At 43.1% G+C, this 13,253-nt stretch carries 11 protein-coding genes; 6 read left to right on the top strand and 5 right to left on the bottom strand.

The genetic code is table 11. From position 1 onward, the window contains the following. Positions 1–171 precede the first annotated feature (171 nt). Positions 172–546, bottom strand: coding sequence for an endonuclease domain-containing protein (locus BLQ60_RS05705; RefSeq protein ID WP_092617229.1), 375 nt, complete (start codon positions 544–546; stop codon positions 172–174). A 156-nt stretch (positions 547–702) separates the two neighbouring features. Then, positions 703–1,506, bottom strand: a complete 804-nt coding sequence (locus tag BLQ60_RS05700; RefSeq protein ID WP_092617226.1) for an NRDE family protein — start codon at positions 1,504–1,506, stop codon at positions 703–705. 129 nt (positions 1,507–1,635) lie between these two features. On the opposite strand from BLQ60_RS05700, the gene lgt reads away from it, so the two are divergent. Both lgt and BLQ60_RS05690 read left to right on the top strand, forming a co-directional pair. Then, positions 1,636–2,448 carry a prolipoprotein diacylglyceryl transferase gene (lgt, locus tag BLQ60_RS05695; protein WP_092617223.1) on the top strand — a complete coding sequence of 271 codons (813 nt, stop codon included), beginning with the start codon at positions 1,636–1,638 and terminating at the stop codon, positions 2,446–2,448. A gap of 237 nt (positions 2,449–2,685) precedes the next feature. Next, positions 2,686–3,021, top strand: coding sequence for a protein tyrosine phosphatase family protein (locus BLQ60_RS05690; protein ID WP_092617220.1), 336 nt, complete (start codon positions 2,686–2,688; stop codon positions 3,019–3,021). Positions 3,022–3,294: 273 nt separating this feature from the next. Here BLQ60_RS05690 and BLQ60_RS05685 read toward each other — a convergent pair whose 3' ends face one another. Beyond that, positions 3,295–5,274: an Ig-like domain-containing protein gene (locus BLQ60_RS05685; RefSeq protein ID WP_092617217.1), complete on the bottom strand. Its 1,980-nt coding sequence runs from the start codon at positions 5,272–5,274 to the stop codon at positions 3,295–3,297. Between the two features lie 198 nt (positions 5,275–5,472). Here BLQ60_RS05685 and BLQ60_RS05680 point away from each other — a divergent pair, with 198 nt between their 5' ends. The 3 genes from BLQ60_RS05680 (at position 5,473) to bla (ending at position 8,355) form a co-directional block, all read left to right on the top strand. After that, a complete protein-coding gene (locus BLQ60_RS05680; RefSeq protein WP_092617214.1) occupies positions 5,473–6,861 on the top strand; it encodes a dihydrolipoyl dehydrogenase in 1,389 nt (462 codons plus the stop codon). Positions 6,862–6,965: 104 nt separating this feature from the next. Continuing rightward, on the top strand, positions 6,966–7,502 hold the full coding sequence (locus BLQ60_RS05675; protein ID WP_092617212.1) for a lytic transglycosylase domain-containing protein: 537 nt from the start codon (positions 6,966–6,968) through the stop codon (positions 7,500–7,502). Positions 7,503–7,530: 28 nt separating this feature from the next. Further along, the gene (gene bla / locus BLQ60_RS05670; protein ID WP_171259057.1) at positions 7,531–8,355 is read left to right on the top strand and encodes a subclass B1 metallo-beta-lactamase; all 825 of its coding nucleotides are present in this window, start codon (positions 7,531–7,533) and stop codon (positions 8,353–8,355) included. 4 nt (positions 8,356–8,359) lie between these two features. Here bla and BLQ60_RS05665 read toward each other — a convergent pair whose 3' ends face one another. Continuing rightward, positions 8,360–8,869, bottom strand: coding sequence for a methylated-DNA--[protein]-cysteine S-methyltransferase (locus BLQ60_RS05665; RefSeq protein ID WP_092617207.1), 510 nt, complete (start codon positions 8,867–8,869; stop codon positions 8,360–8,362). Positions 8,870–8,979: 110 nt separating this feature from the next. After that, entirely contained in the window at positions 8,980–11,160 is a 2,181-nt protein-coding gene (locus BLQ60_RS05660; RefSeq protein ID WP_092617204.1) for a TonB-dependent receptor domain-containing protein, read from the bottom strand. Between the two features lie 284 nt (positions 11,161–11,444). Between BLQ60_RS05660 and aspS the strand changes: the two genes are divergently transcribed. Then, the gene (aspS, locus tag BLQ60_RS05655) at positions 11,445–13,229 is read left to right on the top strand and encodes an aspartate--tRNA ligase (RefSeq protein WP_092617201.1); all 1,785 of its coding nucleotides are present in this window, start codon (positions 11,445–11,447) and stop codon (positions 13,227–13,229) included. Positions 13,230–13,253: the final 24 nt, after the last annotated feature.

The raw sequence follows: 13,253 nt of genomic DNA, 5'->3' as shown, positions 1-13,253 counted from the left end.
TTGATATCCTTTTCGATAAAAATAGCACGCTAAATTTAGCGTGTTTTTTAGTAAAACCCCACCCAACCTCCCCTTTTAAAGGGGAGGAGTATTGCAGGTTTAGTACCAACATCCGCTAATAAGCGGAATTCCCTCCCTTTCTAAGGGAGGGCTAGGGAGGGTTATCACCCGCTAAATATTCGCTTTTCTATCTATTATTTGCGCGTGGATATAAGACTTTACAGCATCAAAATTACACATAACATCCTGATTTAATAAACGAATAACCACGATACCCAACGCTCGCATATACTCATCCCGCACAGCATCATATTGGATTGCATCTTGGTGAAAATGTGAATCTCCATCCAACTCAATAACCAATCTGATTTCAGGGCTATAAAAGTCAGCAATGTAGTGACCTATTCCATGTTGTCTTCTAAATTTCACACCAAGTTGTTTCTTCCGAAGAACTGACCAAAGCCTTTTCTCTGGTTCAGTCATATTATTTCGAAGTTCTTGGCGACGTTGCTTATAATCAGGTCTATTAAATATTTGATCTGACATTATTTTTCCACCATCTGAAACCCCACCCTTGCGCTACAACAGTAGCTCACCCACTTTAAAGGGGAGGAGTGATGCAGGTTTAGAACTAACATCCGTTAATAAGCAGAGTTCCCTCCCTTTTTAATGGAGGGTTTTATTGATTTTTTTGAAAAATGATTAACTCAAGTCCACATCCACTTCCACAACTTCACCCAAGTTCTCACCATATTGTGTTTTTTCCCACCATTGCATTTGTTTTTGATTGCCGTGAGCTTGCATAAGCAGAAAATTAGAACAACGTGTCCCATAGACAGGACTTTGGATAAAACTCGAAGACAATAATTCTTCCATCTCAAGGCTGATCCCCGTCTGTGGCAATTTATCCGTGTCAATTTTGCGCTGATCTTCCAATACATCCCAAGCTACAGGCAAAATATGCTGTTCAATATCAACATCATTTTTCAAATCAGATTGTTGAAGTAAGGGCAAAAACTCTTGGGTAAAGCGCTTACGCAGGTGTGCGGTTTTTTCCCAATGTTCACTCATCAAGCCATTCGATACCACATAGACCCCACGTGCTAACACCTGTGGTGCTTCACCTCGATTGCTCATATACACCGCTTGCTGTTGATCACCCACGATCAAGTTAAAGCCCGCATAATCATTTTGCTGTTTTTCCAATTGCTGTGCGAATCGCAGTGGCGCCAAATCAGAAATTAAAAAATTACGAATTAAATCACCTCGTGAGGTAGCAAACTGCTGTTCTGTCATTTCCCGAAAATTGGTCACCACCGCCCAACGCCCCGATGGCGTCATTCCCATCCACGTACCGCCCTGCTGTAAATCCTGCCCTGCATAGAGCTGATCCGCTTGCCAGTAATGTAACGCTTTAGTTGGACGCTGATAAAACTCATCTCGATTGGAAAGAAGTAATAACGGAAACTCGTCGATGGTCTGCCATGCCAATGCCACAATGCACATATTGGTCTATTCTTTTTGCCAAGTGATTTAGTCACATTGAATGTACATCATTTTTCAGCATTTTCCTTTACAATCCTGCTCAAAATTATCATTTAAAACCCTCCACTTAAAATCATTCAAGGAAAATCAATGCTGACTTATCCCAACATTGACCCGATCGCACTTTCTCTAGGTCCAGTCAAAGTCCATTGGTATGGTTTGATGTACCTATTAGCCTTTTTATTTGCTTGGGGATTGGCAACCTACCGTGCCAAACGGCGTGATGGCTGGAACTCAGAAATGGTGTCCGATCTGGTGTTTTTCGGTGCGCTCGGTGTGGTCATTGGCGGTCGTGTGGGCTACGTGTTGTTTTACGGCTTTCAACAGTTTTTAGAAAATCCAATTTGGCTGTTCCAAGTCTGGACAGGTGGCATGAGCTTCCACGGTGGCTTTTTGGGCGTCATGTTGGCGATGATTTTATGGTGCCGAAAGTACCAAAAATCATGGTTTGAAACACTGGACTTTATCGCACCTTGCGTCCCGACAGGATTGATGTTTGGACGATTGGGTAACTTTATCGGTGCAGAATTGTATGGTCGTGAAGTCACTGATCCAAACTTTCCGCTCGGCATGATTTTCCCGACTGATCCATTGCATTTGGTGCGCCATCCCTCTCAGCTTTATCAAGCGCTGTGTGAAGGTTTACTGCTATTTATTGTCTTATGGTGGTTTAGCTCAAAACCTCGCCCACGTATGGCGGTGTCTGCGGTATTTTTGATCGGTTATGGCGTGGCACGATTCGTCATCGAGTTCTTCCGTGAACCTGATAATGGACTGCTGTTTATCGGCTGGATGAGTAAGGGACAATTCCTCAGCTTACCAATGATTTTGGTTGGGATCTGGATGTTCTGGTATGCCTATAAACGTAATATCTACGACTGGCAGCGTCCTTCTGTATTTTAAAAGATTTGCAAAAACAAATACCTGAGCTGAATAAATCAAGTTCGCTCAGGTGTTTTTTTGTCCATACTATTTTAGATAACAATTGAAAAATGGTTTTGGGCATTGTCTAAAATATCATGAAATACTTCAAACTCATTTACAAAATCAATCTCGAGGTTTTTTCTTCGCTGGATAAAAGTGCTATGATGATTTAACAATGATTCATTTTTATCACTGCATAAATTTTAGGACATGATTATGGAACAACCTGTTGGTTTTGCTGGACAAATCTCTGCTGAACAAATTCCACAAGTGGTCGAAAAAGGCTTTCGCTCGGTGATTAATAACCGTCCTGATCAAGAAGGTGGTGCAGAACAGCCAACCAGTGCCCAAATCGAAGCAGCCGCACGTGCCGTCGGTTTGGATTATGTCTATCAACCTGTAGTCGCTGGTCAGATTTCGGAGATTGATGTGCGTACATTTGCCAATCATTATCATGAATTACCAAAGCCAATCTTGATGTTTTGTCGTACGGGCAACCGCTCGAACAACCTGTATCAACTTGCCAAACAAATGGATTTATTAGACGATTAAGTGGGTTCGATTTTCCTTTAATAGTCCATTACAAGATATACACGACTTTTAGCTATTCTTTCACGCATAAATTTTGAATCATGGTTCTTTTCCTTTGGATTAGAATCATGAAAACTTTTTTAATTTTATGTTGTCTTTTGAGTCTCACTGCCTGCTCGTCAATGCAAGTTCGTCCGACTGCATCGGTCAGTGTTGGTACGGGACTCTGATTTTTTAATTTTGCAACAAAAAAACAGCACCGAGGTGCTGTTTTTTCATTTTTAGCTTTATGACTTACGGATAAAAATACTCTTTTTTATACACGCTACCACTTGGTGTGGTAATGGTTAATACTACACTATCATTCGTATCACAATCTTTTAAGCGATAGGCGTAATAAGTCGCAGCACTGTTCACAAACGTGGTCGGTGTAAGCAAATTAAAGATTGCTGGTACTGTTTCTTGTCCTTCACGTAATTCAGCAGTACAACTCAAATCATTCTCTGTATCATCTACAGTAGAGACGCCAACTGTTGTTGCAGATGGCATCGGCACTGATAACGAACCATTTCCGAATAACTGAAAGCTAAACTGGTTTCCTGACACGCTTGGATTATAAATCACTGGAGTGTCTTCAGCGAATGCAACTAAGAATTGACTGCGTAACACGGTCGCCAAGTTATTATCACAAGTGCCTGAGATATTTGGTTGTGCGATGGTAGAACTTGCACAAGTCGCTGATGTGCCCGTAATGACACGAGTGTACTTAAACTCACCAGAATCGTATGCAGTACTTTCATTATCATCTCTAAAGAAACTGCCGAGATTACTGATTAATGTATCGGTACCTGCGGTATAGGCATTATCACCATTGGTATCTGTATATGATTTATCACCCTCAACATAAGCGAGCACAGTCACACGGTTATTCGTTGGGCGAGGATCTTGAGTAGATAGTGTCACAGAACACGCACCATCAGTCGTCGTACAATATGGTGTGATACTGCCACCCTCGGTGACAAAGTTGACCACTGTATCATCTGGAATTGGGTTACCCGTACGATCCACCAAGCGTGCTGTAATGGTTGCTGTGTCACCATCTTTCGCATTTTGCAGAGCATTTTTAGTCATTGAAATACTAAAGCCACTTTGCGTAGCGCGACCCGAAGCAACTGACACATTTTTCGATAACGCATAAATACTTGTATCTGTAGATAATGCAGCTTTAATCTCAACTGGACCTGGTACATAACCTGGGTAAAGGTTGACTTTGACTTTACCAGTACTATCACTGACCACCGTTGTACTACTACGATTGCCTTGAGTAACAAAGCTAAAGTCATTTGGCGCTTTTTCTAAGTCTAAAACTACGTTTTTATTAGCAAGTGGGCTACCATTAGAATATACGGTGAATTCGACCTGCCCTGAAGTCGACGAACCGCTACCTTTGATACCAAGCTCTACCGTATCAGAAGAGGTATAAACGATTGAGTTCGCTTCCGCAGCTGCAATAGTTAAGGTAAGTTTAACTGGTGTAGCCGAACCTGAAGCCGTCGTTGCTGTAACGGTTTGAGTACCTTCACACAAATTACCATCCGCATCGATAGCAGAATATGTCGTTGCCACATTACCTTCGCTTGATGAAGTCACGCTGGTACTGCTTAAGCTACCACAACTCGTGGTAAAGTTGACAACGATGTTATTTTGATAGGTATTGGTATCAGCATCTTGAGTCACTAAGGTAATTAACGTTGAGTCACCTGAACCTAAATTGCTACTCGCTGCTTTCATATTTGCAATGGTGATATTTTCTGCTTGAAAACTCACATACATTGATGCTGTATCAGTGACGTCTTCATAAGTCGTCGTTGCAGTCAGCTGATAAGTCCCTGTATCAGTAGAATCTGTTGGTGTGACCGAAATGGTTGCAACGCCATTTGCATTGGTCAATACCGCACCATTACTTGTTCCAAAGGTCACATCACCTGTACTGGTAAATGTCACTAATGCACCACTAATCGCATTACCACTTTCATCGGTTACAGTGACTTGTGCAGTAACGCCTTGAGATGAAATCGTCGTTGTCGCATCACCATTGGTATCATACAGTGAAATCGTGCTGACATTGACTGCAGTGACTGTATCACCACCGCTCGAATCGGAGCCACTATCGTTATCAGAGTCACCATAGTAACCACCGCCCCCACCGCCACATGCCGAAAGAGAAACAGCCAACGCAAGTGCTGTAATTTTGAATAAATTATTGTTTAACATCAACTACCCCATATATCCATGTTATCAATTCGCATATCCCAGAAATATTTTTACACTGTTATCTCTGTGAAAAAAACCATCTAGATTTAGCTATTTTCTGTGATTAAATGTAATTAAACTATTTTTTTTGGTAAAAATCTAGTAAAGATACATTTAATTTATTCCCATCCCTTATTAATAATCAGTGCGCTTAAAACTATGTACGACCTCATCATTATTGGCGCAGGCACCGCAGGTATAAGTGCCTATAAAGAAGCACGAAAACACACCAACAATTTAAGAATCATTAATGATGGTGCATGGGATACCACATGCGCCCGAGTCGGCTGTATGCCAAGTAAAATATTGATTTCAACGGCAAATCAACTGCACGACGCTCATCATGCAGATCGTGTCGGGCTAAATCTAAAAATTGACGCCGATACCAGTCAAGTGATGCAACACGTGCAAACGCTTCGAGATCGATTCACCGCATCTGTGATTAAAGATGTGGAATCATGGCATCCTGAACATAAAACCTCTGGACAAGCCAAATTTATCAATGCCAATACCATTGACGTCAACGGCGAGCAACTGCAAGCCAAGGCATTTATTCTTGCCGTCGGTTCAAGCCCCAATATCGATCAAGATCAAAAGAAAATACTTGGCGATCGACTCATTACAACTGATGAAGTCTTTGAGCTTCCTTACTTGCCAAAACGATTGGCTGTAATTGGTAGTGGCGTGATTGCTATAGAACTTGCCGTCGCCATGCATCAACTCGGTGTCGATGTTACGGTCTTTGCCCGCAGTCGCAAGGTTGGGATATTGTCTTCAGAACATTTACAAACGCTTGCGCAAGCACATTTTTCACAATCCGTGAACATCTTGTTTGAAACACTCCCCGAATCCATGTCTCGAGATGGCGACGGGGTGACGATTGAATATCAGGATCAACAAGGGCAATCTCAATCCATCAAAGTCGATTATGTACTTAGTGCCACAGGACGTAGCTCATTACTGAGTACCTTAGATTTGCACAAGGTCGATGCGATCTTTCAAGACATTAAAAAACTACCAATCAATCATGACAGCAAACAGCTTGGCGATTATCCGCTATTTGTGGTTGGTGATGCCTTTAGTCAAAATCCGATTCAGCATGTTGCCGCCTTTACAGGCAAGCATGTCGTGCAAAATGCTTTAAATTATCCCGACATCCAAGCGCTACCAAAGCTATCCCCACTAGCAATCATCTTTAGTAATCCACAAATGGCGATTGCAGGTCAGTCGAAAAAGGAGCTTGAGCAACAGCACATCGATTTTGTGACGGGAATTCAGTCCTTTGAAAAGCAAGGTCGTGCCCTGACCTTGGGTAAAAATGTCGGTGCGATCGAAGTCTATATTGAGAAATCCTCACAGCGTTTACTCGGTGCGGAGCTGTTCGTAGAATCTGCGGAACATCTTGCACATATGTTGTCATGGATGATTGCCGAACAAGTGACCTTAGCGGATATTTTAGATCGTCCGTACTATCATCCAACGCTGGAGGAAGGCTTACGCTCTGCGTTGAAACATGCCCGCCGTCAACTGCGTGCAGATTCTGAGTAGTTCGTTACAGATTGTTATTGATCGCCGAATTTGTCTGCACGCCAAGCCGATTTATGATTGATTTATGTTATGTTTCGGCTAGGCAAGATTTTTATTCACGTTTTATGAGCATTCACCCCACTTTTCGACTTATTTTTCTGTTTAGTTTTATCGCACTGATTGCTTCGGGCTGTAGCACTTTACGTGGTAGCCCGCAGCAAAAAAGCCAACAACTCGCCCAAGGTATCCAGCGTGCTTATGCGGTGAACACCTATACCGCACAGCGCATTTCACCGTATATCATTGAAGGTTCTGAAAAATATAACGTCGATCCACTACTCATCGCCGCCGTGATCAGACAAGAGTCCAACTATCGTAGCGATGCCCGATCGCCTACTGGTGCAGTGGGCTTGATGCAAGTCATTCCAAGCTACTGGCAAGCGACTTGTGGGAGCAATCTCTATGATGAGCGCACCAATGTGCTTTGCGGTAGCTATATTTTGGCGGATTATCACAGCAAGGCTGGAAGCTGGAAGAAAGCAACAGGCTACTATAATGTCGGACCGACAGGTTATGAGCGTAGTTTTTGGACACGCTGGAAAGTGCGTAAATACATCAAATCCGTGAAGAATTTTGAGAAAAAACTCAAGGACGAACTATAAAAGAATGAATAAAAGGATGCGCTATAAAATGAAATCTCGCAGTGCAATGCAAATGATGCTGATATCAGCACTGGCAGTGACGACTCAACTGAGCTTGGCTGAGCCTGATGCCTTGATAAAGCCAATCCCAAATACAAAATCGTCAAGCATAACGCAATCAACGGCAAAAACCGTTTATCAGTCTGAAGATTTGGTGATCACCGAACTGGCGCCAAATGTCTACCAACATACCTCTTATTTCAAGTCTGAAACATGGGGAAAAGTGCCATCCAATGGCATGGTAGTGATTAACCACAATGAAGCGGTTGTGGTCGATACACCCGTCGATGATAAAAGCGCAACTGAGCTGATCAAATGGATTGAAATGACTTCAAATGCCAAAACACTGGCTGTAGTCAGCACGCATTTTCATGAAGATACTTTGGGCGGAACAGCAGCATTTCAACACGTCAATATTCCCACCTTTGCCTCATTGAAAACGCTTGAATTGGCAAAAGGCAAATATCCTGCTCTGCCAAAATTTGGCTTTGAAAATAGTCTACACATTGATGTTGGTGATAGCTATGTCGAGGTGAAGTTTTTAGGTAAAGGTCATACCAAAGACAATGTCGTAGCGTATTACCCTGCGGAAAAAGTCTTATTTGGCGGTTGTCTTGTCAAAGAGTTGGATGCGAAAAAAGGCAATTTGGACGATGCTAATGTCGGGGCATGGTCAAACACCATTGATCAGGTGATGAAAACCTATCCGAATGCAAAAATTGTGATTCCAGGTCATGGACAGGCGGGTGACCAAACTTTATTACATTACACCAAAGCGCTTTTCCTGATGGTTAGCGTGGATACACCGAAGTAGATAGTTAGAACAAACTTTGCTGAGCTTGTTCTAAGGCAAGTAATTTTTGCTTATTGCCTAGTCCACCTGCAAATCCTGTCAGACTACCATTCGCACCAATCACTCGATGACACGGTGCAATGATCGAGATGGGATTTTTACCATTGGCTGCGCCGACCGCACGCACCGCTTTCGGATTATTCAATATTTCTGCAATCTGTAAATAACTGCGGGTTTCTCCAAAGGGAATCTTGAGTAATTCTGCCCACACTGCTTTTTGAAAAGCAGTGCCATAAAACTCCAGCGGTACATCAAACTGCTGACGCTCACCGTGGAAATATTCATGTAGTTGTTGCGCTGTGAGCTTTAAGATCGGGTGATTTGGGTCGTGTTGCATTTCACCTAAAAGCACTCGATTTGGTTTGTCCGTCGCCCACAACACAGCAACCAGAGCCTTGTCATTAGCAATCAGCTTAAGTTGCCCGACAGGAGAATCAATCCATTGATAAGACAGTTTCGGAGGCGGTGTGGACATTTCTGATATTCGATTTGCGATGCTTTAAAGTCTAAAGCAAAAATGCTTCAAACGTAATGTTTGAAGCATTTTCTAAACGAATAATTTCACAAGAAGAATATCAAGCGGAATTAAAAACGGAAACGAATCCCTGAGGTAAAGTTACGTCCCTGCTGAGGAATACTCGACAGATAAGACGCATGATTATAATAAGTCTGATCAAACAGGTTGTTGGCTTTTAAATAGACTTGATAAGACCAAGAATCACTTGGCTGTTGCTCATAACTGATGTCGAGATTCACAAGATGATAATCTGAGGTTTTTTCTTCAAAATCGGCGATACGATCTTGTTCAAATCCATAAATATATTCTACGCCACCATGAATGCCATCCGTAAAATCGGCATCAAAACGCATACCTGTACGTGTTGCAGGAATACGTGGTAAATCTGAGTTATCCTTAAACTGGGCTTGGACGTGATCGGCAAAAATTTTGCCTTGATATATCGGGCTAAATTGATAGCTAATCTGCCCTTCCGCTCCGATAAAGTCTGCATCTCGTTGTTGATATTCAACCAACCTGAAATTCTCATAGCGATCTAAAGTATTGGCATAAATATAGTCATCGACTTGGTTATAGAACGCATTCAAGGCAAAACCGAGATCACCCGCATCTTTACTCAAGCCAATTTCGATATTGTGTGACTTTTCCTTGTCAAGATTTTCATTACCAATTTCATAAGTATTGGTGGCAAGGTGAACGCCATTGGCATAAAGCTCTTGTGCATTTGGCATACGCTCGCCATAGCTATAGGCAATGCTCGCCGCATATTCAGGTGCAAATTGCCATTTTGCCGATGCAGAGGCTGAATAGGCAGTATCGTCATAGTCTTTTAAACCACTTTCGGTAGCGTCAATCTGCTGTTGTTCAACACGTGCACCGACTTCGAAATGCACATCATTCCATTGATAATGCTCAATTAAAAATCCTGCTAAATTTTCAGTGGTGGTTTTAGGTAGAAATGCCTCTGCACCGAGCGCTTGGAATTCTGAGTTGCTATATTGTGCGCCAAACACACCTTCCCAACCTGCAAGTGGCACATGGACAAATTCTAATCGCCCATCGTAGCCTTTGTTTTTAAAGGTTGTACTGACTGCACCATCATCAATTTCGTCATGTTGATAATCGGTATAGCCTGCTCGTGCGCGGACGGTTTCAATCCCTGCAAAAGGTTGTTGATATTCAGCACGGAAATCGATACGCTTTGACTCAAGATCAACCCACGGCGCATCTTCATGTGCATGCGCTTCATGGTCGTGGTCTTCGCCCTCTTCATCGTGATCATCATGTGAGCCACAATGTAAATGCGTACCATGCGGATGACAGCCTTCATATTCATGGCTGTGTCCAGGCAAAGCATATTGATCTTTGCGCTCGCTATAGGCAACACCTGCATAACCTCGATCACCAATCCACGACAAGCCGATTGACACATTTTGCCCTTCATTCCACGTGCCATTGACACGCTTTTCTTTTTCACCGTCATGCGTATAGCCTGAAACTGCATAATCGTCTGCCTCTCGCTTATCCCCTTCTAGGCGTAAGGCAAATTGCTCACCCAAACCAACGGTAATTCCTGCAGCACCGAGCTTTTCATTCGCAACCGTGTTCCCTCGCAAATGCACCTCACCATCGACAGCGCCCTCAGGCATTTGCGTTGGAATTTTTTCATCCAACACATTCACCACACCACCGACTGCACCACCACCATAGAGTAAAGTCGATGGTCCTCGCAGCACTTCAATGCGTCGAGCCAATGCAGGATCGACCGTTGAGGCATGATCAGGCGAAATTTGCGAAGCATCCATCACCTCAGATGAATCCGTCAGGACTTTGACTCGTGGCGCAGTTTGCCCTCGAATCACAGGACGACTCGCCCCTGCACCAAAGTTATCACTGTGAATACCCAACTGACCATTGAGCGCATCACCCAAAGTCGTCGCACCCTGACTCAGCTGTTCTTTTTCAATGATATTACTGGCTTGTACCAAGTCATTTTCGCTTTGACTTAGTGGGTGCGCCTGTACGGTAATCACTTGTAATTGATGGACTTGTGGTTCTGTGCTTTTTGTAGCTGTGCCTTCTATAATTTCATCTTTTGTCGTTGTCACATTTTGTGATTGCTGAACCGCTGTTTTGGTATTGACAGTTTCCACCTGATCAACTTCTACATGATCGACTTCCGCATGGACTACGCCACTCAATAAAATGGCTGTTATCGCAAGACTTAACTGTGTATATGCTACACGCATGATGATTCCCCAGAATGATATTTCTAAAAATTATTGTTATGTTATAACATGTATTTATTTTTACAACTTATTTTTATCTATGCTGATTTTAATTGTTGAAATTTTACCCAAAATAATTCGTCCGACAAATCATTCGATAAATTTACCGCAATTCTTGGCAACTCAGACAAACTCGACTTGAGCCAAAGCACACAAATAGGCATAATCGCTAGTTCACAGGCGGTACGCTGTTTACGTATGCGCCACAACACCCAATATAGTTTGGAAATAGGTTTAAAAATAACATGATGCGAACTCATTACTGCGGTTCTTTGACAGAAGCGCAAATCGATCAAACCGTGACATTATGCGGTTGGGTACATCGTCGCCGTGACCACGGTGGGGTAATTTTCTTAGATATGCGTGATCGTGATGGTCTAGTGCAAGTGGTGATCGACCCTGACACCCCTGAGGCATTCGCAACTGCAGACAAAGCACGTTCAGAGTTCGTGTTAAAGATTACAGGTCGTGTGCGTCGTCGTTACGAAGGCACTGAAAATGCCAATATGGTGAGTGGTCAAATCGAAGTGTTGGGCAAAGACATTGAAGTGCTTGCACAGTCTGAAACACCGCCATTCCCATTAAATGATGAAAATACTAATATTTCAGAAGAAATTCGTTTGAAATACCGTTTCTTGGATATTCGCCGTCCAGAGATGTTAGAGCGCTTACGTTTCCGTTCTAAACTCACCAACCTGATTCGTAACTATTTCGAAGACAATGGTTTCTTAGACGTTGAAACACCGATTCTCACTCGTGCTACACCAGAAGGCGCACGTGACTATCTCGTACCAAGCCGTGTTTCAAATGGTAGCTTCTATGCGCTTCCACAGTCGCCGCAGTTGTTCAAACAATTGCTAATGGTCGGTGGTATTGATCGTTATTACCAAATCGCAAAATGTTTCCGTGATGAAGACTTACGTGCGGATCGTCAGCCTGAATTCACCCAAATCGACGTTGAAACATCGTTCATGAGTGACGATGACATCATGGATTTAATGGAAACATTAACCGTGAAGATGTTCAAAGAGCTTCTCAACGTGAATTTCGACAAATTCCCACGCATGACATACAACGATGCGATGCGTGACTATGCATCTGACAAACCCGATATGCGTATTCCGTTGAAATTGGTTGACGTTGCTGACTTGATGCAAGACGTGGAGTTCAAAGTCTTCGCAGGGCCTGCCAAAGACCCTAAAGGTCGTATCGTCGCTTTACGTGTACCGGGTGCTGGTTCACTGCCACGTTCTGCAATTGATGAATACACCAAATTCGTTGGCATCTACGGCGCACGTGGTTTGGCGTACATCAAAGTCAATGAACTTGAAAAAGGCATCGAAGGCTTACAATCTCCAATCGTGAAATTTATCGAGCCAATCGTGCTTGATCTACTCAAACGTGTTGGCGCTGAAAATGGTGACATCGTATTCTTCGGTGCGGACAAAGCCAAAGTTGTGAATGATGCGATGGGCGCACTTCGTGTCAAGATCGGTCATGACTTAAACCTTGCGACATGCGAGTGGGCACCACTTTGGGTGGTTGACTTCCCAATGTTTGAAGAAACTGATGATGGCAAATGGACATCTGTTCACCATCCATTCACCTTGCCAAAATCAACGGTTGAAGAAGTGAAGAACAATCCAGGTGAAGCGCTTTCAGTTGCTTACGATATGGTATTGAACGGTACTGAAATCGGTGGTGGTTCGCTTCGTATTTATACTTTAGAGATGCAAAAAGCAATTTTTGAAGCCTTAGGTATTGGCGAAGAAGAAGCCGAAGAGAAATTCAGCTTCTTGCTCAATGCACTACGTTATGGTGCGCCACCACATGGTGGTTTGGCATTTGGTCTAGACCGTTTAGTGATGCTCATGACAGGCGGCTCATCTATCCGTGATGTGATTGCATTCCCGAAAACCAAGACTGCTGAATGTCCATTGACTCAAGCGCCTGCACCTGTGGAAGCAACGCAACTTCGTGACTTAGGTATTCGCTTACGTGAACAACCGAAAAAAGAAGATCAGGCTTAATTGATAAGGTCTTGATTGATAAAC

This window comes from Acinetobacter marinus, from assembly GCF_900096915.1.
GTDB lineage: Bacteria > Pseudomonadota > Gammaproteobacteria > Pseudomonadales > Moraxellaceae > Acinetobacter > Acinetobacter marinus.
Note: the sequence above shows the minus strand (reverse complement) of the source record. Positions and strands in the feature narration are given on the sequence as shown.